The organism is Psychrobacillus sp. MER TA 171 (genome assembly GCF_023713305.1).
Lineage (GTDB): Bacteria > Bacillota > Bacilli > Bacillales_A > Planococcaceae > Psychrobacillus.
Genome location: NZ_JAMAWN010000028.1, coordinates 20,416 through 42,406, shown reverse-complemented (window position 1 = coordinate 42,406; position 21,991 = coordinate 20,416). Strand labels below are relative to the sequence as shown.

The window sequence follows — 21,991 nt, the reverse complement described above, 5'->3', positions numbered from 1 at the left end:
CCACGTGTTACTCACCCGTCCGCCGCTAAATCAGAAGAAGCAAGCTTCTTCATCATCCGCTCGACTTGCATGTATTAGGCACGCCGCCAGCGTTCGTCCTGAGCCAGGATCAAACTCTCCATAATAGTCGGCTTCCGATACACGTCGCATTGCGTCGTCAACTTCAGTCGTTCAATCGGTCACGTACGTTAGTACGCTCCCTCACTCACTCCTTCGTTTCCTAGCACTGCTCGTGTCTCGAAACCCTCTAAATAGAACTAGTTTAAAAGCTCATTTTGTTTCGCTGGCATCATCATTAAATGATGTCAAAAATTGTTTTGCGTCAATCAAGCCGAAACTTGTTGATGCTGTATGTCTTAACGTTTTGCATGTTCAGTTTTCAATGTTCATTTTTGCGTTGTCGTTTTTTGCGACTTCTCTAATTTATCACCATTCAACCGGCTAGTCAAGAAGTTTTTTAAAAAACATTTTTTATTAAGTTTCTGCTGTTTTTTAATTCGTTTTTGACGACGCTTATTATAATACCGCACAATTAATACATATGTCAACAAAAAACGAGTATTTTTTTAAAACGTTTTTTGTTGACTCATTTTCACCCTTTAACTTTGTAGTATCTATGCTCGATATGGCTACTTTTCGTCGGTTGTTTTTCGACTATAATTAACCCTTTGTCCACTAAGAATTCTATAAATACTTCTAGGTCTACAGAATAGTTTTTCAATTCCTCTTGTTCATGAATCTCTTGAATGGTCCAATACTCTTTAGTAGAAAGTACTTCTACTATATGACGTGCCCCATCCTTTGTTCTAGAATGAATTAGAAAATCGCTAGCTAAAAATAATAGTTCTAATCTCTTCTCTAATGTTTCTCGACTTGATACTAGCTCATCGTACAATTTATATATAGAAGGATCTAATTGCTTTACTTGCTTCCACACCATAACCTCTGGGTGCATTCCCTTTTCAATAATAGCTAATCTCGCTAAATGATGAAGTGAGTTTACAATATGAGTATAAGCATCTAGATAATTTAGTTGCTCAAAGAACACCTTTGCTTGCATATAACTTCTACTTAACTTAGCAAATTCAATTCCCATCCTTACGTTCCGACCATTTATCGGAAACTCTTGTAGTTCCCTTTTTAGGTTTTCTACATATTCATTTCTATCAAAAACAACTCGGCCGTTGATCATCCAATCTACTAGCTTAGGGTTGGCTCCAACTATAAACCATTTTCGTATTTGTTTTTCTGTAATTATATGCAGGGCAGCTTTTTTGTCGCTATACGTATAATGCTTTGTAAAAACAGGATTAGAGGAATCTTTTGTTATTATAAATAGTATAGAGTCAAAGGTATCCGTAATTGGACTGACCTCTTCTATTTTTTCTATCAATATGATGCCTAAAGTATTTGAATCACTTGCTCTTTCTTGATAAATAGGTCTTAACAATGCTTCCAATGTGAAAGCCTCCTTTTTAAACTTATGTATTATTCTTCGACAATTATTTGATATTTCCTCTTTAAACTTTTAGGACATTCCTTTATATAAAAATATGTTATAGTGTATGTACAATTAGGAGGTAAAAATATGAAACCCTATAAAAACAAAATAAATCGAATCCGTTCCTTTGCGCTTGGCTTAATTTTCTTTGGCTTTATCATTATGTACGGCGCTATATTTTTCAGAGAAAACCCAATCCTAGTAACTATTTTCATGACACTTGGGTTACTTTCTATTATAGGAAGTACAGTTGTTTATGGCTGGATAGGTTTACTATCTACTAGAGCCGTTCAAGTAGTCTGCCCCAATTGCGGAAAACATACGAAAGTTTTAGGTAGAGTAGATATGTGTATGTATTGTAAAGAACCACTTACATTAGATCCTACTCTTGAAGGCGAAGAATTTGATGTTAGCTACAATAGAAAGAAATAAATTTCTGCACTTTGCTTTTAGGCAAAGTGCTTTTTTATATTAACATAGTTCCTATAAAGTAAGATAACTTAAGGTTTAAATTCCCCATGTCAAGCTACTATGAGAGTAAATATCCTCTGAGCATACATAGCATTACGCAAATTATCCAAAAGGCAACTTCAATATTTTTTATCAAAAAAAGACAATAATATTTCATTTGACCTACAATCACACCTACTTTAGACTTAAGTTATAAAGAAGGGAGTGCAACAATATGTCTATCAGAAAGAAATTGAATTTTTCATTACTGTCTATTTTCTCTTTACTACTTATCTCAGTAGTAGTCACTCTTCTCCAATTGCTAACTATAGAGGATAAGTTTGATTACGCATTGGACAACCGTGTTCAGCAACAAATTTTATCAGATGAGATTCAAATAGAACTTGGTATGCAAGGTCTTTACTTAAGGAGTATGATTTTAAATAACACTGAGCAAACAAAAGAAGCACTAATTCTACACCAAGATTTGCTTGATGAGGCTATTCTAAAATTAGATAAGCTCGCCTCATCTGAAACTATGAAAACCTATTTAAGTGAGATTAATAAACATAATGATGCATTTAATGATGCTGCCGATGAAGTTTTGACCAATTTAAATTCCGGTAATAAGGATAGAGCATTGCAGGTGGTTAATAATGAAGCACATCTTGCAAATGAGGGTATATTAGCTGTAGCTCTCGAAATCAATGAATATCAAAAAGATCAATTAAAGATTATTACTGCTGAAACTAAGGAAATCGTTAAAAATACAATTCGAATAGGACTAGCTATACTGGTCGTAAGTATCTTGCTTACAATAGGTATTTCCTTATTTATAAAAAGATCTATTACTAACCGTCTAAAACACCTAGTAGTTACAACTGAAATTATATCAAATGGTGACTTAACAGCATCTGATATTAACAATCAAGTAAAGGATGAAATAGGCGATGTAGCTAGGTCCTTTAATAAAATGAAAGCAAATCTAAAAGATCTAATTATTAGCTTACATGAAAATGCAAACCATTTGTCTAGTGTTTCCGAGGAACTTTCAGCTAGCACAGAAGAAGTTACCGCTGCATCTACCGATGTAGCAAAGCGAGTGGAAATGACATCTGAAGGTGCCCACATTGCATCTATATCAGCAAAAGATAGTGCTACTGCAATGGATGAAACTGCTGCAGGAGTTCAGCGTATTGCTGAAGCTACACAGGTTTTACAGAGCAATGCAACCAACACCTTAGAGTTTGCTAGCAAAGGTGAAGAAGTTTTAAAAACAGCAAAAGGACAAATGAATCAAATTTATAACTCCTCTAGCGAAACAAATCAGTTAATAAAAAAATTAAGTGTTAAGTCTATTGAAATTGAGAATATTACTAAGGTTATTACTGGGATTTCTGAACAAACAAACTTACTAGCCTTAAATGCAGCTATTGAAGCTGCTCGAGCAGGAGAACACGGGAAAGGATTTGCGGTAGTCGCCGATGAAGTAAGGAAGCTAGCGGAGGAATCCAAGTATTCAGCAAATCAGATAGTAGCCCTTATTACAGAAATTCAAAAGGACACAAGAAATGTTGAAGAGTCTGTTCTAATAGGTCTTCATAATACAGAAGAAGGTGTAAAGGTAATAAATGAAGCGAATATCTCTTTCCAATCCATTGCATCCTCAATTGAGCAAGTTTCCTATCAGATTGAAGATATTTCAGCAACCTCGGAGGAAATTGCTGCTAGCGCAGAAGAAGTAGCTGCATCTGTAGCTGAAATTGTAAATCAAACTATTGAAGCTTCTTCGCAAACTACAATGATTTCAGCGGCTGTCGAGGAACAGACAGCAACCATGCAGGAGATTAACAGTGTAGCACAGGACCTAACCCAAAAAGCAGTAGAATTAGAAGAATTAATTTATCAATTTAAAATTTAACCATAAGAAAAACCGAGCGAATAAACGCTCGGTTTTTCTTATTGGACTTTAGTTGCTTGTTCTTTACAGGTAGGACACGTACCGTAGATCTCCATTCGGTGAGAGCTAACATCATATCCGGTCAAGTGAGAGGCAAGATGCTCTACTTCATCTAATCCTGGATAATGGAAGTCAACTATTTTACCACAAGAGTTACAAATCATATGGTAGTGATCATTTGTGATAAAATCAAAACGGCTTGAATTATCACCATATGTTAATTCCTTTACTAGGCCAGCTTCTCTAAACACACGTAAGTTGTTATAGACTGTGGCAACGCTCATGCTAGGAAATTTACTTTCAAGCGCTTTATATATATCGTCCGCGGTGGGATGGGACATAGATTGAATAATAAATTCCAGAATCGCATGGCGTTGAGGCGTTATACGTACACCGGTTGATTTCAATGTATCTAAAGCGTCTCTTAAATGTACTTCCGTCATCGCTATGCACCTCTCTTTATAATCATTATTAAATGATAAGTTTATAATTATTATAAAGAGGAACTGTCCTTAATGTCAAATTTTTCGGCTATTAACATAGTATTATACATTTTTAGTATCCTCGTGTAGCATCTATTACATTCTCAATATCATTCTCTTGTTTTAGAAACGCCACTAAATTTCTAGAGAAAATTTCAAGCGCTCTCACTACGTATTGTGAGGAATGACTAGAAATGTGTGGGGAAACAATCACATTTGGCATACGCCAAAAAGGATGGTCACTTTCTAACGGTTCCTGCTCGAACACATCTAACACTGCGTAAGCAATGCATTTGTCTTCTAGTGCTTTTAATAGGTCCAGTTCTTTCACTAAATCTCCGCGTCCGTAATTCATAAAAATAGCACTCTCTTTCATAGACTGAAAATGCTTATATGTCAGCAGCCCTCTTGTTTCCTCCGTACTTGGCAGAATAGATACTACTATATCTGCTTGAGGTAGCACTTCTTTTAAAGACCCAAAAGATATCATCTCGTCCATGTAGGAAGCAGTATTTCCACTTCGATTACAACCGATTGTCCTAACCCCAAAGGCCTGCAATAATCTTCCCACTTCTTCACCTATTGCTCCTGGCCCTAATATTAAGGCAGTCGAGCCTAAAAGCTCCGAAGAAGGAACTCTTTTTGACCAATTTGCATTGCGTTGATTTTCTGCGACTACTGGCAACGATTTCTTTATAGAAAGTATATGAGCTAAAACGGATTCAGCCATCGGAGTTTTATGGATCCCTCTAACATTTGTGAGTAAAATATTGCGGTCTGCTATTTCCTTTAAAGGCATCTTTTCTAAGCCTGCAGAGGCAACCATAATCCACTTCAGCTCTTTTGCACTGTTTATATGGAAGGCTTTAAGGTCTTCTCCATATGTGACAACAATATCGGCAGTTTCTAACTCTTTTTCATTTAATCCCTTTTGAAAGATAAAATCTATTTGTGGAAACTGATTGGTTAACTTTAACTGTTGCTCTTCCTTTGGTAAAAAAGAAAAAAGTACTTTCATCAATCATTCACCATCTTTTATTAAGGATTTTAATGTATGTAACACTTCTTCTACATGATCTTTTACTTTAACTTTTCTCCATTCCTTCACAACAGTTCCGGTTGGATCTATTAAAAAGGTTGTTCGTTCGATGCCCATATATTCTTTTCCGAAGTTTTTCTTCAATTTCCAAACACCGTAAGCCTCAGAAATTTCATGAGTATCATCTATTAATAATGAAAACGGAAGTCCATGCTTCTCTATAAACTTAGTGTGCGCCTTCTCATCATCTGCACTTACTCCCAGAATAACTGCATTTAAATCCGAAAAATCAGCATTTGCGTCTCTGAATTCACAAGCCTCTGTAGTACATCCAGGTGTAGAGTCTTTAGGGTAAAAGTACAGAACAACATACTGTTTTCCAGCAAAGTCATCCAGCGATATAATTTCACCCTTTTCATTTTTTAATGAAAACTTTGGGGCAACCATTCCTTCTAATTTTTCCATCAATATCCCTCCTCGATTAATTAGTTATATCGTAACTAACTTTATAAGTATGTTCAATTTCTTTAGCCTTTTTCCTCTTTTTTGTCTAAAATATAAAAATACCCAACTATTACTAGAAGTTTTAGGATAGACAAGTTATAATTTTCATCTTACATACATTTATAATGGAGGTAATACATTTGAAACATACACAATCTGAACAAATTCAAGTACAAGCATTAGAACATATCGTTGGTGGGGTAAATAGTCCTTCACGTTCCTATAAAGCCGTTGGTGGCGGAGCACCCGTTGTCATGGAAAGAGCGGAAGGTGCATACTTCTATGATGTGGACGGCAATAAATATATCGATTACCTAGCAGCTTATGGCCCTATCATTACCGGGCATGCCCATCCGCACATAACTGAAGCTATTACAAAAGCAGCACAAACGGGTCTATTATATGGTACTCCTACAAAGCATGAAGTGGTTTTTGCTAAAATGCTAAAAGATGCAATCCCTTCTATGGATAAGGTTCGCTTCGTGAATTCAGGGACGGAAGCAGTGATGACTACTATACGGGTGGCTCGTGCATATACCGGAAGAACAAAGGTAATGAAATTTGCTGGCTGTTATCACGGGCACTCTGATTTAGTGTTAGTAGCTGCAGGTTCAGGTCCTGCTACTCTTGGAACTCCAGATTCTGCAGGCGTGCCACAATCTATCGCAAAAGAGGTTATCACGATTCCGTTCAATGATCCTCAAGCCTACAAGGATGCGATGGAAAAATGGGGAGAAGAACTAGCCTGTATATTAGTTGAACCGATCGTAGGAAACTTTGGAATGGTGGAGCCTAATGAAGGGTTTTTATCTTTAGTTCATGAAATCGCTAAAGCTAAAGGAGCTCTTGTGATTTATGATGAGGTAATTACTGCGTTCCGCTTTCACTACGGGGCAGCATCTACTTTACTTGGTCACACACCAGACTTAACCGCATTAGGAAAAATTATTGGTGGAGGTCTTCCCATCGGTGCATATGGCGGCAAAAAAGAAGTTATGGAGCAGGTGGCACCACTTGGACCTGCCTATCAGGCTGGAACGATGGCAGGTAATCCGGCGTCCATGCAAGCAGGCATCGCTTGTTTAGAAGTACTTCAAGCTCCCGGTTTATACGAAGAACTAGATAGACTAGGTGAACTGTTAGAGGCAGGAATTTTGGATGCTGCTAAGGAAAATAATATTACGATTACAATCAATCGCATAAAAGGTGCACTTTCTGTTTATTTTACCGATGTTAAAGTAGAAAACTACGAGCAAGCAGAGGCTAGTGATGGTGAAATGTTCGCTAAATTCTTTAAGTTTATGCTTGAACAAGGCATTAACTTGGCTCCTTCTAAGTATGAAGCTTGGTTTATTACTACCGCTCATACAGAACATGATATAGTAGAGACAATTAAAGCGGTCAATAATGCTTTTGCCCAATTAAATAATTCAATGAAATAACCGTTAACGAAGGGATAGGATGGAATGAAATTAGGAGCACGTATATTTAAGACTGGAGTGGCTATAGTATTTGCCTTATTTATAGCTGAATTACTTCAGCTTCCTAATCCTGTCTTTGCAGGAATAGCCGCTATTTTTGCACTTCAACCATCTATCTATAGATCTTACTTAACTGTAATTGAACAAATACAGTCTAATCTAATTGGAGCAGCCATCGCCGTCTTGTTTGCATTAGTATTTGGAAACCATATTATTGCCGTTGGATTCGCAGCAATTGTGGCTATTTCTATCATGCTAAAGTTTAAATTAGAAAAAACGGTTTCCTTAGCATTAGTAACTGTAATAGCTATTATGGAGATTCAAAGCGACGAGTTTTTAACCTTTGCATTAATTCGTTTTTGCACGATTCTTGTTGGAGTGATTTCGGCCTTTATCGTAAATCTTGTATTTATCCCACCTAAGTTTGAGACAAAGCTTTTTAACTCCATCCATTATACACAGGACGAAATAATTAGATGGATTCGGATTGCCTCTAGAAATGCTGGTGACCATCAGTCTACCAAACAAGCTATTACGCAGCTGAAGGATAGATTAGAACGTATTGACCAAATATACTCCTTTTTTAAAGAGGAAAGAGTTTATACCAAAAAGGCTACCCATTCAAAGGGCAGAAAAGCCGTCGTTTACCGAGAGCTTATCGAAATCTCCCATAATAGCCTAGAAGTATTGAATAGATTACACCTTCATGAAAATGAACTAAATGATCTTCCTGAGCATTTTAGAATGATGATCACGGAAAGACTTGATCTGCTTTTAACTTACCATGAACAGCTCCACCTCAAGTTTATTGGTAAGCTAAAAACAGACCATACAGAGCTGCATGGTCCCGACGCATTTATCCAAAGGCAAGAGGTTATGAATATTTTTGTTCAGCAGATTGCGATAACACAAATAGATGAGGAATTTTCTACCTACCACCTTCTCCATCTACTATCCTCTATATTAAAGTATGAGGAACAGCTGGAGCATGTGGATAGACTGATTACCTCGTATCAGAACTTCCATAGTAATGAATTAACCGTTCAAATTGAAGAAACATACTAAATCGATTAAGACTCACAGAAAAAATGAAACCCTGAACATTTACATAATGTGAATGCTCAGGGTTTCATTCATTAAAAGGCTCTATTTCAGATTTCTCTTTCTTTAGGTATACTCGCCATGTTCGTCAAAAAAAGTGAAATCGCCTAAACGATTTCACTTTTTATTTTTGGAGCTTTGTTTCTATCTTAATTTTTCATCCGAGGATCCAGTGCATCTCGAAGCCCATCGCCCATCAGGTTAAAGCCTAAAACTGTCAGCATGATTGCAAGCCCAGGGAAAATCATTGTCCACGGAGCAGTTCTTAGGTGATTTCGAGCATCCGCCAGCATTTTACCCCATTCTGGAGTTGGAGCCTGGGCCCCTAATCCAAGAAATCCTAATGCAGCAGCTTCTATAATAGCCGATGCTATGGCCAATGTGCCTGCTACGATTACAGGTGCCATAGAGTTAGGTAAGATGTGCGAAAAAAGGATACGAACATCCTTCATACCAATTGCCTTGGCGGAGGTTATGTATTCCTCTTCTTTTATACTTAACACTTTTGATCTTATCAAACGTCCAAAGTTAGGGATGTTGATAATTGCTATCGCAATTAAAGCATTTTGCAGAGATGGTCCTAGCACAGACACGACTGCAATTGCTAATAGAATACTTGGAAAAGCAAGAAGAATATCAAATAGGCGAGATATAATCATATCAACACATTTTCCATAATAGCCCGCTATAATCCCCAATATACTCCCTACAATGACAGAACCAATTACAGAGAAAAAGCCTACCCATAAAGAAATTCTTGCCCCATGGACGATTCGTGAAAAAATATCTCTACCAAAATCATCTGTGCCAAACCAATACTGGCTAGACGGCGGTAGGAGTCTTTTGTCTGAAATAGATTGTTCATCAATGCCCTGCGGGACTAGAAAAGGTCCTATTAACGCTACTACTATAAAGAACAATACGATAAAAGTGCCAATAAGCGCCACTTTGTTTTTACGGAAACCTCTCCACGCTTCTTTCCAAGGACCAGCTGATATGTCCTTTTCGGTAGCCAATAAATTATCCGGTGCTTTTGGAACCATTTGGGTCATCATCATCTCTCCTTTTAGTCATACTTGATGCGTGGATCAATTAATCCGTATAAAATATCAACCAATAAATTAATCATAACGAATATAAAAGCAACTACTAATATTCCAGATTGTATAACGGGGTAGTCACGATACTGAATAGCATCATAAATGTATCGACCAATTCCTGGCCATCCAAAGATAGTTTCAGTTAAAATAGCGCCTCCTAAAAGTAATCCCATTTGAAGCCCCACTACTGTTAAAACTGGGATGATAGCATTTTTCAATGAATGCTTGTATACTACCCAAAACATTTTTTGTCCTTTAGCTCTTGCTGTTCGTACATAATCTGCTCTCATAACTTCAAGCATACTAGATCTTGTCATACGAGCGATAATGGCCATTGGAATTGTTGCCAAAGCAATGCTAGGTAATATTAAATGTTTAAGCACGTCACCAAGCTGATCAAAACGACCATTCATAATCGTATCAATCACATATAAGTTTGTTACTGCCGAAACTGGATCTCTTGCATCGTCTCTTCCACCTGGTGGAAGCCACTGTAATTCTACAGAAAAAATCCATTGCTCCATCAGCCCTAACCAAAAGATTGGCATGGACACACCTATCAAAGCTATTACCATCGCTAAGTAATCGAACCATGAATTTTGAAACCATGCAGATATAATTCCTGCATTTACTCCTATTACAACAGCTATTAGGATAGCGAAGAAAGCTAGCTCAAACGTAGCAGCAAGGTATGGCCAAATTTCGGTAGCTACTGGCTGAACAGTTCGCATCGACTCCCCAAGATCTCCTTGAAGTAATCCAAATAAGTAATCAAAATATTGCACGTACCAAGGATTATCTAAGCCTAGGCTTGCTCTTAGTGACTCAATTGCCTCCTTAGAAGCTAATTGTCCTAAAATAACCTGTGCTGGATCACCAGGAATTGCACGTATAATCATAAAAACTAAAAAAGTCATACCAAGCAATACCGGTATAAGCTGTAGCAGCCTCTTTCCAATATAGTGAAGCATGTTTCTTCACCCTCTTTATTCTAAAATATGAAATAACCTTATCTTTAAAAGAGGAGGGAATCCATAAGACCCCCTCCACTCTATTCCTTACTTAAATTCAACGTTCCCTAGTTTGTCTGAACCTGTTGGATGTGGTGTAAATCCAGTCAATTCTGCTTTACCAGCTAATAATGGTGTTGAGTGAGCAAGTGGTACCCATGGTGCATCTTCAAATATTATTTCTTGTGCTTGTTTATATAATTCAATACGTTTGTTTTCATCTACTTCTGATTGTGCTTGGATAAGAATCTCATGTAATGGGTCGCTACTATAGTACGTATAGTTATTGCTTCCGATATTATCTTGGTCTAGTAAAACATAAAGGAAGTTATCTGCATCTCCATTATCACCAGTCCATCCAAGTAAGAAAGCGTCTGCTTCTCCTAAACGAGCTTTTTCTAAATAAGTAGCCCACTCATAAGAAACGATTTTAGCATTGATGCCTACTTTTTCTAAATTATTTTTAATTGCTTCTGCAACTTTAGCTCCATCTGGCATATATGGTCTTGGAACTGGCATTGCCCATAGCTCCATTTCAAAACCATCTGCAAATCCTGCTTCTGCTAAAAGTTCTTTTGCTTTTTCTGGATCATATTCATATCCAGGAATCTCATCATTGAATCCACTAATAGATGACGGAATTGGATTTTTAGCTACCTCTGCTCCACCTTCAAAGAAAGCATCTACAATTGCTTGCTTATCGATTGCATAGTTCATTGCTTGACGTACTTTCACATTGTCAAACGGAGGTCTTGTAGTTGTTAAGCCTAAGTAACCAACATTCATAGAAGGACGCTCATACAATTGAAGAGCAGCCTCACCTTCTACTGTCGAACGATCGGACGGGTTCACACCATCAGCCAAGTCGATAGTTCCAGATAGTAGCTCATTAAGGCGACCTGCGTTGTCTGGTATCGCTTTGAATACGACTTTATCAAGCTTAGGCATACCATCTACCCAATAATCTTCATATTTTTCGATTGTAATAGTTGCATTACGTTTCCACTCTACGAATTTGAATGGACCAGTTCCTACTGGATTGTCACCAAATGCTTTTTCATCTTTTTCAAATGCAGTTGGACTTGCAATACCAAATGGACTCATAGCAATATTTTTTAAGAAAGGTGCTTGAGGGCGCTTAAGCTTAAACACTACTTTGTAATCACCGTCAGCTGTAACAGATTCAATTACGTGTCCTTCGTCACCAGCATAACCTCCGAACATAGAACCGTAGTAATAGAATTTTTCCTCTGATCCATTAGCCCAGCGTTCAAAGTTTTTCACGACTGCCTCAGCATTAAAGTCTGTTCCGTCATGGAACTTAATTCCTTCTTCTAAAGTAAATGTATACGTTAATCCGTCATCAGACGGTTCCCACTCTTTAGCGAGTCCTGGCTGAATTGTAGTATCTTCCTCGCCAAAGTTTAATAGTGTCTCGAAAAGGTTTTGTGTTACCTTGAAAGATTCACCATCTGTAACTGTAGCTGGATCTAGAGAAACGGAGTCTCCTCCACGACCAAATACTAATGTTTTATTCTCTGATGATGACGATTCTCCTTTTTTATCTCCATCAGATTCATCACTTGAACAAGCAACGATTGTAAATGCAGCAAGTATCATTAAAAACATAAATGACAATAATTTCTTTTTTCTCACATGGACCCCTCCAAATTTATATTATCAATGCTGTACTGCCTCGTTATATAGATGGCAGGCAACAAAATGACTGTTCTTAACTTCCTCAAGCTTCGGTTTAACGGTTGTACATACATCCATTTTAAAAGGACAACGTGTATGGAATGTACAACCTGTAGGTGGGTTAGAAGGGCTTGGGATATCTCCCTCTAATATAATTTGTTCCCTTTGAAATTGTGGATCTGGTACTGGCACAGCAGAAAGAAGTGCTTTTGTATAAGGATGGAGCGGCTCCGCATATAAACTTTCACTAGGTGCAAGCTCAACCATTCTCCCTAAGTACATAACTCCAACCCGGTCGCTGATGTGGCGTACTACCCCCAGGTCATGAGCGATAAATATATAGGTTAGTTTCAATTCTTTTTGCAAGTCCTGCATCAGATTTAAAACTTGAGCTTGAATAGATACATCAAGTGCTGAAACTGGCTCGTCTGCTATAATCAGCTTTGGATTAGTCATAAGAGCTCTCGCAATACCAATACGCTGCCTTTGCCCTCCGCTGAACTGGTGAGGATATCGTTTTGCATGATAGCTGCTCAATCCTACAATCTCTAAAAAGTCATGAACCTTTTGTTTGCGAGTTTTTGGATCTCCAATTTGATGAACAATCAGTGGCTCCATCAAAATTTTCTCGACCGTGTGCCGAGGATTTAATGATGCATAAGGATCCTGAAACACCATTTGGATATCTCTTCTAACCTTACGCATAGCAGAGTCAGAGATTGACGTTAATTCTTTTCCTTCAAAGGTCACTTTACCTTCTGTAGGTTCTAGTAATCTCATAAGCATTCTTCCTGTAGTAGATTTACCACAGCCAGATTCTCCAACTATCCCTAGAGTTTCTCCCTCGTTTACAAAGAAAGAAATATCGTCTACTGCTTTAACATAGCCGACTTTTTTTGACAACAAACCGGAACGAATGGGAAAGTACTTTTTCAGTCCATCAACTTTTAACAGCGGCTCTGTCATAATCTGTTACCTCCTTTGAATCGTATAAGAAACATCTAGTTTTATGTCCCTCCGATGTTTCATACAGAGGAGGATTTTCCTGAACACAGCGTTCGAATGCAAATTCACATCTAGCTGCAAAGCGACAGCCTGTTGTTATAGTTCCTGGCTTCGGCACATTACCTGGGATGGAATATAATCGTTGCTTTTTATATCTCATGTCAGGAACTGATGCAAGCAGTCCTTTTGTATAGGGGTGTTGTGGATCTTTAAAGATGGTTTCCACTAGTCCTTCTTCTACTACTTTACCTGCGTACATGACCACTACTCGTTCGCATGTCTCTGCTACTACTCCAAGATCATGAGTGATTAAGAGCACTGCTGTGTTTAACCTTTTATTCAAATCTCTCATTAACTTTAAAATTTGAGCTTGAATGGTTACATCCAATGCCGTCGTTGGCTCATCAGCTATCAATACTTCTGGGTCACATACAAGGGCCATCGCAATCATGACTCTCTGACGCATCCCTCCAGAGAGCTGGTGTGGGTAATCCTTCATAAGTGCCTCTGCTCTCGGAAGTCCAACAAGCTTTAGCATCTCAATCGCTCTATCCTTAGCCTGCTTCTTGCTCCAATCCTTTTTATGTAGGGTTATTGCTTCTATCAGCTGATTACCAATTGTAAATAATGGATTTAAAGAGGTCATTGGCTCCTGAAAGATCATTGCAATCTCATTTCCTCTTATTTTCCGCATCTCTTTTTCCGAGAAGGTTGTTAAATCCTTACCTTTAAATAGGATTTCTCCATTGGTGATTTTTCCCGGTGGACTAGGAACTAGCCCCATGATAGATAGAGAGGTAACACTTTTACCACAACCCGATTCGCCAACGATGCCTAAAATTTCCCCTTCTCTAACATGGAAATCTACATAATCGACAGATGGAATGACGCCATCATCTGTAAAAAAGGAAGTTTGAAGCCCTTTTACTTCTAGCACTTTTTTTCCTTGTTCCATGATAACTCTCCTTTTTTACGAGATTATTTAAAATTTTCTTTATATTTGTTCATATTGATATTTTACACATACATACTTTTTATGCAATACTTTTTATATTTTTTGAAACATTTGTCATATTTCAACTTTTTGTAAAATAGGTAAATAAAAACACCCAATAAGAACAGAATCGCCTTATAGGGTGTGTGTGTTAGTCCACAGTATCTAGTTGTTGTATTTGAAATAAATTATAATATACACCTTTACTCTTCATAAGTTCAGAATGAGAACCTTCTTCTGCTAGCTCTCCATTTTCTATCACGCATATTTTATCTGCATGCGTTATAGTGGAAAGTCTATGTGCTACGATAATAGTTGTTCGATTTTGAGCCAAGCGCTCCAAGGAATCCTGAATTAATGATTCGCTTTCTAAATCTAATGCTGAGGTTGCCTCATCTAGAACTAATATTGTAGGATTTTTCAAAAATACACGCGCTATTGCTACACGTTGCTTTTGACCTCCAGAGAGCTTAACTCCCCGCTCCCCAACCTTTGTTTCATATCCTTCAGGTAGCTCCATAATGAAATCGTGTGCGTTGGCAGCTTTTGCAGCCTCTATTACTTCTTCATCACTCGCTCCTGGTTTACCCATTAAAATGTTCGATTTTACAGAGTCACTAAACAAAATATTATCCTGAAGGACAATCCCTATTTGTTGTCTCAGTGATTCAATCGTTACATCACGAACATCCTTACCATCAATTTTCACACTGCCCTTTGACACATCGTAAAATCGTGGGATCAAACTAATAATAGTGGATTTCCCTCCACCGCTCATCCCAACAAATGCAACTGTTTCTCCGCTATTGACTTGGAGATTTATATTGTTAAGGATTGTTTGCCCACCTTTTTCATATTGGAAGGAGACATTTGAAAACGTAACTTCCCCAGAAGTATTTCCTAAACTTTTCGCACCAGGCTTATCGATAATATCGTATTTTTCATCCATCAGCTCAAATACTCTGTCCATCGACGCGAAAGATTGCGTTAATGTCGTGGATGAATTAACTAATCTTCTTAAAGGGCTATATAATCGCTCTATGTAGGCGATGAAAGCAGCCATTGTCCCAACAGATAGTCTTCCATGAATTGCTTCATATCCTGCGTAGGCAATAACTAACAGTGGTGCTATATCGGTAATTGTATTAACGACCGCAAACGCTTTTGCATTCCATATCGTTTGGTCTACAGCCTTATCCAGAAATTCTCCATTCGTCTCATTGAACAGCTTTTGTTCATGCTTTTCGAGTGTAAAGGTTTTAATAATACTCATCCCCTGTACACGCTCATGAAGATAGCTTTGTACTCCTGCTAATGCTTGCGATCTCTTTCTAGTTAAGTCTCGAAGCTTTCCGAAAAAGTACTTTACACTGAATGCATAAAATGGGAATGCGATTAAAGTGACAAGTGTAAGTTTTACATTCATCGTAAGCATTATTCCAATTGCTATAAGAATTGTAGCTAAGTCGAGCCAAACATTCATCAAGCCAATCATGACAAAATTTTTCGTTTGCTCTACGTCATTGATGACTCGAGAAATGACCTCTCCAGCTCGCGTGTTTGAATAATACTTTAAGCTTAGCTTTTGAAGATGTATGTATAGCTTTTGACGGATATCATACAAGATTTTATTACTGACTAATTGTGCTAAATATTGTCGATAATACTCAATTGGTGGTCGAACGATTAGAAACACTAATGCAGTTCCACCTAACCAATAAACAAGCTGTTGAATTTTTTCATCTGTTGCCATATCCTCACCGATAATATCATCTACGACAATTTTAATCAGAATGGGTATAAACAATGGAATTGCGAATTTAATAACCCCTATAATAATCGTCAAAAAGATTTGCCAATTATAAGGTTTTACGAATTCCATATATCTTTTCATGGTGCTCATAAAACTACTTCCTTTCTTAAAACGGAAGAACCTGTTGCAAATTCAACAGGTTCTCCTACTACTCGTTCAGCTGTTTATAAAAATGATAACGACTTGTCCAAGCCTCGATAAAATCCGGGGCAAATGGACCTCTTCTTTGTTTAATCCAAGAAATAAGTTTTTCTATATTTCGATCAAGAATAGAATCCATTTCATCTGGATAATTCATTTCCCTTTTGTGCTGTTCGTATTCATCTTCATCCAAAATTGTGTAGGTCATGTCTGGGAAAACCTTCACATCTAGATCATAATCAATATATTTCAGAATTTTATTGTTATAGACAAATGGCGAACTAATATTAATGTAATAATACACACCGTCTTCTCTTAGCATACAAATAATGTTAAACCAATGTTCAGCATGAAAGTAACAGATTGACGGTTCTCTAGTAATCCATGTTCTACCATCCGATTCGATTACAAGAGTTCGTTCGTTCGCTCCTATTACAATATTCTTGGTCCCCTTTAAAACCATCGTTTCCTGCCAGACACGGTGGATACGGCCATTATGCTTGTAGCTGTGAATTTGAATAATTTCTCCTTCTGTTGGAATCGCCATGATTTAGCCACCTTTTCATCAAGCGCAAAATTGAATATTATACTTATTTTCATATTATAGCAATCCATAGGAAAAAACTGTAGTAAAAAAATCAGCGAGAGCAAAATGCCCTCGCTGATTTTTGGTGAATCCATGTTATTTTGATGGGTTATAAGAACTTTTTGAAAACTTCCCGCTTGCTTGTTGTTTTTTCATTTCAGCTTGACGGTTTTGCTCTTTAACTTGTCGAATTACAGTTTCTGAAGCAAATTCTTGACTTCTGTTTGATGATTGACTGTTATTCTTTTTCATGGATTTCACCTCCGTACAAAATATATCTTGTGCACTTTCGGAGATAATATTCATAAAAAATAAATTTGTGTGTTTTGGTTAATTTGAAATCATTTATTGAAGCACAGACAAGGAAAATTTGGGGCATGTTAAAGAATAGGGTTGATATATGCTACCAAATCTCTAAGTCAGAATGTAGAATTGATTTCCACGCCAGCCGGACGCTTTCCGTGGGGTGAGCGTTAAGCCATCACCCATCGCTTACGCGCGTGGTTGTGATGTCTTAACTGTCTCACTCATCCCACAGGAGTCGCCGTCTGTCGCTCCAATCAATAAATGTGAACATATTTATTTCATACATAAATTTCTATTTATGAAATTAACTCATAAAGAATGATAATGAAAATTAAACAAATACGGCAACCTCGATATTATTTGGGATTGCCGTATTTTTATTTAGTTTAATTTTTTATTAATTAATGTCAAACATTCATCTTTAACATTGTATTGCTCTTTAAAAAGAAATTATTATTTATGAAAACTACATTTTAATCGAACGACCGCCATCTACAATGATAGTTTGTCCTCGGATCATGCTGGCATCATCTGAAAGCAGGAACATAGCTGTTTTTACCATATCCTCAATTTCAACCATTCGTCCTGCCGGAGTATTTACACGCGCATCCTCTAATAATTGTTCTCTATTTGGGAAATGCTTTAAAGCATCAGTATCTAATGCTCCACCAGAAACAGTATTAACGGCAATCCCTTTTTCTGCTAGCTCTACCGCCAAATATCTTGTAATGGATTCAATAGCAGCTTTAGAAACTCCTACTGTCGTATAGTTTTCCAAATATCGAATAGACCCTAATGAACTGATGCCTAATATCTTCCCGCCACTCGGCATTAGCTTTGCCGCTTCCTGTGCTCCAAAAAGCATTGCTTTTGCGTTAATGTTCATCGTCCAGTCCCAATGAGACTCCTCGAGCTCCATGATTGGTCGAAGAACACCGGATGCAGCATTACTCACGAAAATATCTAAACGACCGAACTCCTCTTTTATCGTTTGAAACATTGCCCGAAGCTTTTCTACATCACCAACATTTGCACGAACAAGTAAAGCTTTTTGTCCTAATGCCTCTATTTCTGAAACCGTTTCTAATGCAGCCGTTTTACTGCGAGCATAGTTCACTACAATATCATAACCACTTTTTGCAAGCTCAATGGCAATTGCTTTTCCTAGTCCTCTGCTACTGCCTGTTACTAATGCTACTGGATTTGTCATGTGATGTTCTTCCTTTCCTTCCACGCATTCCATATTTTTAATACTGGAATAGGCATAGGTTGATTGTTCACTTCTTCTATAGAATACCACTGGCTATTCAAGGATAATTTTTTTTCATTTATAAGCTTTGCTTCAAAACTTTCAACTTCCCATACTAGATGTGAAAAAACATGCTTAAAAGAAAGTAATTCATTTCCTTTTTGAATTTCTATTCCATAGTCCAACTCCACTACCTCTTCAACAGTGTGAGTCGCTGTTGGAAGCTCAACCATTGGAAATTGCCACATATTAGCAAGTAAACCTTTAGAAGGTCGCTTCTCTAAAAGAATCTTACCGTCATCTCGTTGGATCACTATTGCCTTCATTTTATGTAATTTTGTCTTTTTGTTAATTGTTTTAACCGGAAGCTCTTCTTGAACTCCTTCATAAAATGCTGAACAAAATTCTCTTACTGGACAAAGTAAACATTTCGGCTTTTTTGGAGTGCATATAATAGCACCAAGTTCCATTAAACCTTGGTTAAAGGCAGAGGGATTTTCCTCATACATCAAGCTCATCACGGCATCTTCAAATATCTTTTTCGTCTTTGGTTTAGCAATATCCTCTTTTATCAGTAAAATCCGAGATAATACTCTCATAACATTCCCGTCTACAGCATGCTCTGGAACACCATAAGCAATACTTAGCACCGCTCCAGCCGTATATGGTCCAACGCCTCTTAGCTTAGATATTTCCTTTCGGTTGTTCGGTATGATGCTATCGTATTGTTCTACAACTTCTTTTACTCCAGCTTGGAGATTGCGTGCTCTAGAATAATAGCCCAGACCTTCCCACTCTTTTAGCAATTCTCCCTCATTAGCTTCTGCAAGAGATTCAAGCGAGGGATATTTAGAGACAAATCTCTCATAATAAGGGATAACTGTATCAACTTTTGTTTGCTGTAACATTACTTCGGAAACCCAAATTTTATAGGGATCCGTGGTTTTTCTCCACGGTAAATCACGTTTTTCTTCTAAAAACCAGGAAACTAATGCCTCGCTCATTTGCTTATTGTATAATTCGTTCACAGTTAGAATCCTTTCTGGCGATTATTGTATGCGATAATAGGGTATAACACTAATAATTGCTTTGTTAATTTATATACTTTATCTTATGATTAAGATAACTTGTTTCCTTAAAAGGAGCTGGTCACACATGGATACAGGCACACATATAGTCATGGGTATTGCACTTGGTGGTTTGGCAATGGCAGATCCTGTCGTTACAAGTAGTTCTTTGACTACTACTGCTGTTATTGCAGGTACTATCATTGGTTCTCAAGCCCCTGATATAGATACTGTTCTAAAATTAAAAAATAATGCCATATACATACGTCATCATCGTGGTATAACTCATTCTATTCCAGCCGTTTTACTATGGCCGTTACTTATATCTGGAGTATTGTGGCTAATTATTCCAGAGGTGAATTGGCTTCATCTTTGGCTTTGGACATTTTTAGCGGTATTTCTTCATGTTTTCGTGGATATATTTAATTCCTATGGTACCCAGGCATTACGACCCTTTTCTAAGAAATGGGTTGCACTAGGTGTCATCAATACATTTGATCCGATTATCTTTGGCTTTCATGTATTAGGATTATTACTATGGATGTTTGGCTTTAACCCAGTGCCTACATTCCTAACCATGTACGCTATTATCGCCATTTATTATATACTACGCTTTGCAGTCCAAAGTGCGGTTAAAAATAGCGTGAGAAAAACAATTCCGGATACCACAGAAATTATTGTGGCTCCAACTATTAAGTTCTTTCAATGGAGGATTGCCGCAAGCTCCGAGACGCATCATTACGTTGGCCGAGCATACGGGCGTTCCATAACGATATACGACAAGTTTGAACGAGAGGAAATTCCAGACTCTCCTTTAGTAAAAGCTGCCTTAAAGGATACAAATCTAAGTGCCTTTACTTCGTTCTCCCCTATTTACAGATGGGAAATAACTCAATTCGATCATATCCATGAGGTTCGGTTAATCGATCTGCGTTACAGAAGTAATGATTACTATCCTTTTGTAGCAGTTGTACATTTGGATGAAGACCTTAATATCATCAACTCTTACACTGGTTGGATTTTCAGCGAAGATAAGCTAAGAAAAAAATTAGACTTTTTACCACATTAAACAGAGACGCTAGGAATTTAAATTCCTAGCGTTTAGTCTGTTTCCAATAAATGCTTGTACTTTTCGTTAGTACCCGCAAACTCGTGTAGTTGTTCACCATATCCATCTATCCACTTTTTAATAACCATCTCTGTTACTGCAGCACCTTTATATTCATAGCCTGCACGTGCATAGGATGATTCAAAGTCAGACCAAAGTAATTCAATCCATGCTCTTGCCTTTTCAAAGGAAAGCTTGTCGTTTTTTTCAAGTAATAACTCTGTTAGTTCATTTATTTTAGTTTCCATATTATTTTCCCTCCTCTAACGGCTGTAGTATAGAAATTGGTAATGCTTCCTCGTACTTGTCTCCACCTAAACGGTAGCCCCAAGCAAATTTTCCCTTTAAGTATTCGACTTGAAAAAACATCCCAGGATCACCGCTAATTCTATACATTTCACCAGGTTTTATAGAATTTACATCTGTTAGAAATGACTGAGCCATCATTGCTTTTCGTTCATATACTGCATACTCATTAACAATGCCTAGTTGCTCAGCCTTTCTTGCTTTTTCCTTTAGGTTAGCAATTTCAGTTCTAAGCTCTTGCTCCGTCATCTGACTATATTTTTTATTGCTCATTTTGTAATTCCAGCTCCTTATTTTCTATATACATATCTATGTGCTCTGACGGGAAACCTTTTATATAAAGGGCCTGTTTCACACGATTTTTCAGATCATAGCCGCTATATTTTGCAGAATACTTTCTCCAAATCTTTTCTCCTTGTGCAGCAATTATTTCAAGCCATTCGTCTTCCTTTTTCTCTAAATCAAAAGATTCGATTGCCTGAGAAATGATGCCAAAGTTATACCCTTTTCTTTGAAGATTCTCCTGGACCTTTTGTTTAATTTGGCGTGGAGTCTTATTTTGGTTTTGATTGATAATTTTTTCTGTAAGTGTTTTAGCAATAGAAACTTGTTCTTCCTCCGAGTAAGCGGCAAGTACTTCCTCTTGAAGCTCTTTTTCTATTCCCTTCTTTTTGAGCTCCTGTCTAATTGCAGCAGGGCCTTTTTTACTGCTATTTTTTTGAGTTTCTACTAAAGCCTTCGTAAAGCTAGCATCATTCAAAAATCCATGCTCATATAGCTTTCGAATTGCCTCTAAAATGACCGCTTCTCCAAACTCACTTTGTAGTAATTTTTGCTTTACCTCATGCTCACTTCTCATCCGAAAGCTCAAATAATTAATCGCCTTATTATATGCTTTTCTTACTTCATCATCAAAAACAATTTCATCTAAGGTAAAGGCCTCTATTACCTTACCCTTTGTAAGCTGATATTTTATCAGTACTGCCTCATCCACACTAAAGGCATACTTTTCATCTAAATATAAATTATACCGTTCATTATTTTTTTTTTGACGTCCTATTTTTGTAATAACCGGCATTTTGTTAATCTC

Annotated in this window: 22 protein-coding genes and 1 rRNA gene; 5 read left to right on the top strand and 18 right to left on the bottom strand. The window is 37.4% G+C overall.

The features are described 5' to 3' along the window. Together M3627_RS18355 and M3627_RS18350 are read right to left on the bottom strand one after the other, a co-directional pair. A 16S ribosomal RNA gene (locus M3627_RS18355) occupies positions 1–125 on the bottom strand; the annotation flags it as partial. A 467-nt stretch (positions 126–592) separates the two neighbouring features. Beyond that, positions 593–1,459 carry a nucleotidyltransferase-like protein gene (locus tag M3627_RS18350; RefSeq protein WP_169360746.1) on the bottom strand — a complete coding sequence of 289 codons (867 nt, stop codon included), beginning with the start codon at positions 1,457–1,459 and terminating at the stop codon, positions 593–595. Positions 1,460–1,588: 129 nt separating this feature from the next. Here M3627_RS18350 and M3627_RS18345 point away from each other — a divergent pair, with 129 nt between their 5' ends. Next, positions 1,589–1,933, top strand: a complete 345-nt coding sequence (locus M3627_RS18345; protein WP_169360747.1) for a YgzB family protein — start codon at positions 1,589–1,591, stop codon at positions 1,931–1,933. 253 nt (positions 1,934–2,186) lie between these two features. Beyond that, a complete protein-coding gene (locus M3627_RS18340; RefSeq protein WP_251556938.1) occupies positions 2,187–3,872 on the top strand; it encodes a methyl-accepting chemotaxis protein in 1,686 nt (561 codons plus the stop codon). 38 nt (positions 3,873–3,910) lie between these two features. Here M3627_RS18340 and perR read toward each other — a convergent pair whose 3' ends face one another. The 3 genes from perR to bcp all read right to left on the bottom strand — a co-directional run bounded on the left by perR (position 3,911) and on the right by bcp (position 5,897). After that, on the bottom strand, positions 3,911–4,354 hold the full coding sequence (perR, locus tag M3627_RS18335) for a peroxide-responsive transcriptional repressor PerR (RefSeq protein ID WP_169360749.1): 444 nt from the start codon (positions 4,352–4,354) through the stop codon (positions 3,911–3,913). Between the two features lie 112 nt (positions 4,355–4,466). Next, positions 4,467–5,411 (bottom strand): D-2-hydroxyacid dehydrogenase, encoded by a 945-nt coding sequence (locus tag M3627_RS18330; RefSeq protein ID WP_251556937.1) that lies wholly within the window; start codon positions 5,409–5,411, stop codon positions 4,467–4,469. A 3-nt stretch (positions 5,412–5,414) separates the two neighbouring features. After that, positions 5,415–5,897 (bottom strand): thioredoxin-dependent thiol peroxidase, encoded by a 483-nt coding sequence (gene bcp / locus M3627_RS18325; protein WP_251556936.1) that lies wholly within the window; start codon positions 5,895–5,897, stop codon positions 5,415–5,417. Between the two features lie 179 nt (positions 5,898–6,076). Here bcp and M3627_RS18320 point away from each other — a divergent pair, with 179 nt between their 5' ends. Together M3627_RS18320 and M3627_RS18315 are read left to right on the top strand one after the other, a co-directional pair. Then, the gene (locus tag M3627_RS18320; protein WP_285841744.1) at positions 6,077–7,378 is read left to right on the top strand and encodes a glutamate-1-semialdehyde 2,1-aminomutase; all 1,302 of its coding nucleotides are present in this window, start codon (positions 6,077–6,079) and stop codon (positions 7,376–7,378) included. A gap of 24 nt (positions 7,379–7,402) precedes the next feature. Further along, positions 7,403–8,482, top strand: a complete 1,080-nt coding sequence (locus tag M3627_RS18315) for an FUSC family protein (RefSeq protein ID WP_169360753.1) — start codon at positions 7,403–7,405, stop codon at positions 8,480–8,482. A 185-nt stretch (positions 8,483–8,667) separates the two neighbouring features. On the opposite strand, the gene M3627_RS18310 is transcribed toward M3627_RS18315, so the two are convergent. The 10 genes from M3627_RS18310 to mutY form a co-directional block, all read right to left on the bottom strand. Beyond that, positions 8,668–9,561, bottom strand: a complete 894-nt coding sequence (locus M3627_RS18310; RefSeq protein WP_251556939.1) for an ABC transporter permease — start codon at positions 9,559–9,561, stop codon at positions 8,668–8,670. Between the two features lie 23 nt (positions 9,562–9,584). Further along, positions 9,585–10,589 carry an ABC transporter permease gene (locus tag M3627_RS18305; RefSeq protein WP_169360755.1) on the bottom strand — a complete coding sequence of 335 codons (1,005 nt, stop codon included), beginning with the start codon at positions 10,587–10,589 and terminating at the stop codon, positions 9,585–9,587. A gap of 87 nt (positions 10,590–10,676) precedes the next feature. Continuing rightward, positions 10,677–12,284: an ABC transporter substrate-binding protein gene (locus tag M3627_RS18300; RefSeq protein ID WP_251556935.1), complete on the bottom strand. Its 1,608-nt coding sequence runs from the start codon at positions 12,282–12,284 to the stop codon at positions 10,677–10,679. 24 nt (positions 12,285–12,308) lie between these two features. Beyond that, complete coding sequence (locus M3627_RS18295; protein WP_251556934.1) at positions 12,309–13,292, bottom strand: ABC transporter ATP-binding protein; 984 nt, start codon at positions 13,290–13,292, stop codon at positions 12,309–12,311. After that, a complete protein-coding gene (locus M3627_RS18290; RefSeq protein ID WP_251556933.1) occupies positions 13,267–14,286 on the bottom strand; it encodes an ABC transporter ATP-binding protein in 1,020 nt (339 codons plus the stop codon). Before M3627_RS18290 ends, M3627_RS18295 begins: the two co-directional genes overlap by 26 nt. A 190-nt stretch (positions 14,287–14,476) precedes the next feature. Further along, the gene (locus tag M3627_RS18285) at positions 14,477–16,228 is read right to left on the bottom strand and encodes an ABC transporter ATP-binding protein (protein ID WP_251556931.1); all 1,752 of its coding nucleotides are present in this window, start codon (positions 16,226–16,228) and stop codon (positions 14,477–14,479) included. Between the two features lie 58 nt (positions 16,229–16,286). Beyond that, positions 16,287–16,826: a nucleoside tri-diphosphate phosphatase gene (gene ntdP, locus M3627_RS18280; protein ID WP_251556930.1), complete on the bottom strand. Its 540-nt coding sequence runs from the start codon at positions 16,824–16,826 to the stop codon at positions 16,287–16,289. A 135-nt stretch (positions 16,827–16,961) separates the two neighbouring features. After that, positions 16,962–17,171 (bottom strand): gamma-type small acid-soluble spore protein, encoded by a 210-nt coding sequence (locus M3627_RS18275; RefSeq protein WP_169360761.1) that lies wholly within the window; start codon positions 17,169–17,171, stop codon positions 16,962–16,964. Positions 17,172–17,637: 466 nt separating this feature from the next. Then, complete coding sequence (gene fabL / locus M3627_RS18270; protein ID WP_169360762.1) at positions 17,638–18,381, bottom strand: enoyl-[acyl-carrier-protein] reductase FabL; 744 nt, start codon at positions 18,379–18,381, stop codon at positions 17,638–17,640. Beyond that, positions 18,378–19,448 carry an A/G-specific adenine glycosylase gene (gene mutY / locus M3627_RS18265; protein WP_446740156.1) on the bottom strand — a complete coding sequence of 357 codons (1,071 nt, stop codon included), beginning with the start codon at positions 19,446–19,448 and terminating at the stop codon, positions 18,378–18,380. The genes fabL and mutY overlap by 4 nt, the downstream gene beginning before the upstream one ends. 127 nt (positions 19,449–19,575) lie before the next feature. Here mutY and M3627_RS18260 point away from each other — a divergent pair, with 127 nt between their 5' ends. Further along, the gene (locus M3627_RS18260; protein WP_169360763.1) at positions 19,576–20,556 is read left to right on the top strand and encodes a metal-dependent hydrolase; all 981 of its coding nucleotides are present in this window, start codon (positions 19,576–19,578) and stop codon (positions 20,554–20,556) included. Positions 20,557–20,588: 32 nt separating this feature from the next. Here M3627_RS18260 and M3627_RS18255 read toward each other — a convergent pair whose 3' ends face one another. From M3627_RS18255 to recX, 3 genes are read right to left on the bottom strand one after another with little or no spacing between them, the layout of a single operon-like run. Continuing rightward, complete coding sequence (locus tag M3627_RS18255) at positions 20,589–20,843, bottom strand: YfhJ family protein (protein WP_169360764.1); 255 nt, start codon at positions 20,841–20,843, stop codon at positions 20,589–20,591. A gap of 1 nt (position 20,844) precedes the next feature. Continuing rightward, the gene (locus M3627_RS18250) at positions 20,845–21,174 is read right to left on the bottom strand and encodes a YfhH family protein (protein WP_169360765.1); all 330 of its coding nucleotides are present in this window, start codon (positions 21,172–21,174) and stop codon (positions 20,845–20,847) included. Next, complete coding sequence (gene recX, locus M3627_RS18245) at positions 21,164–21,979, bottom strand: recombination regulator RecX (RefSeq protein WP_169360766.1); 816 nt, start codon at positions 21,977–21,979, stop codon at positions 21,164–21,166. Before recX ends, M3627_RS18250 begins: the two co-directional genes overlap by 11 nt. Positions 21,980–21,991 lie beyond the last annotated feature (12 nt).

Coding starts and splice junctions, on each gene's coding strand:
- M3627_RS18345 (WP_169360747.1), top strand. CDS start 1,589: ATGAAACCCTATAAAAACAAAATAAATCGAATCCGTTCCTTTGCGCTT.
- M3627_RS18340 (WP_251556938.1), top strand. CDS start 2,187: ATGTCTATCAGAAAGAAATTGAATTTTTCATTACTGTCTATTTTCTCT.
- perR (WP_169360749.1), bottom strand. CDS start 4,354: ATGACGGAAGTACATTTAAGAGACGCTTTAGATACATTGAAATCAACC.
- M3627_RS18330 (WP_251556937.1), bottom strand. CDS start 5,411: ATGAAAGTACTTTTTTCTTTTTTACCAAAGGAAGAGCAACAGTTAAAG.
- bcp (WP_251556936.1), bottom strand. CDS start 5,897: ATGGAAAAATTAGAAGGAATGGTTGCCCCAAAGTTTTCATTAAAAAAT.
- M3627_RS18315 (WP_169360753.1), top strand. CDS start 7,403: ATGAAATTAGGAGCACGTATATTTAAGACTGGAGTGGCTATAGTATTT.
- M3627_RS18310 (WP_251556939.1), bottom strand. CDS start 9,561: ATGGTTCCAAAAGCACCGGATAATTTATTGGCTACCGAAAAGGACATA.
- M3627_RS18305 (WP_169360755.1), bottom strand. CDS start 10,589: ATGCTTCACTATATTGGAAAGAGGCTGCTACAGCTTATACCGGTATTG.
- M3627_RS18295 (WP_251556934.1), bottom strand. CDS start 13,292: ATGACAGAGCCGCTGTTAAAAGTTGATGGACTGAAAAAGTACTTTCCC.
- M3627_RS18290 (WP_251556933.1), bottom strand. CDS start 14,286: ATGGAACAAGGAAAAAAAGTGCTAGAAGTAAAAGGGCTTCAAACTTCC.
- M3627_RS18285 (WP_251556931.1), bottom strand. CDS start 16,228: ATGAGCACCATGAAAAGATATATGGAATTCGTAAAACCTTATAATTGG.
- ntdP (WP_251556930.1), bottom strand. CDS start 16,826: ATGGCGATTCCAACAGAAGGAGAAATTATTCAAATTCACAGCTACAAG.
- M3627_RS18275 (WP_169360761.1), bottom strand. CDS start 17,171: ATGAATATTATCTCCGAAAGTGCACAAGATATATTTTGTACGGAGGTG.
- fabL (WP_169360762.1), bottom strand. CDS start 18,381: ATGACAAATCCAGTAGCATTAGTAACAGGCAGTAGCAGAGGACTAGGA.
- M3627_RS18260 (WP_169360763.1), top strand. CDS start 19,576: ATGGATACAGGCACACATATAGTCATGGGTATTGCACTTGGTGGTTTG.
- M3627_RS18255 (WP_169360764.1), bottom strand. CDS start 20,843: ATGGAAACTAAAATAAATGAACTAACAGAGTTATTACTTGAAAAAAAC.
- M3627_RS18250 (WP_169360765.1), bottom strand. CDS start 21,174: ATGAGCAATAAAAAATATAGTCAGATGACGGAGCAAGAGCTTAGAACT.
- recX (WP_169360766.1), bottom strand. CDS start 21,979: ATGCCGGTTATTACAAAAATAGGACGTCAAAAAAAAAATAATGAACGG.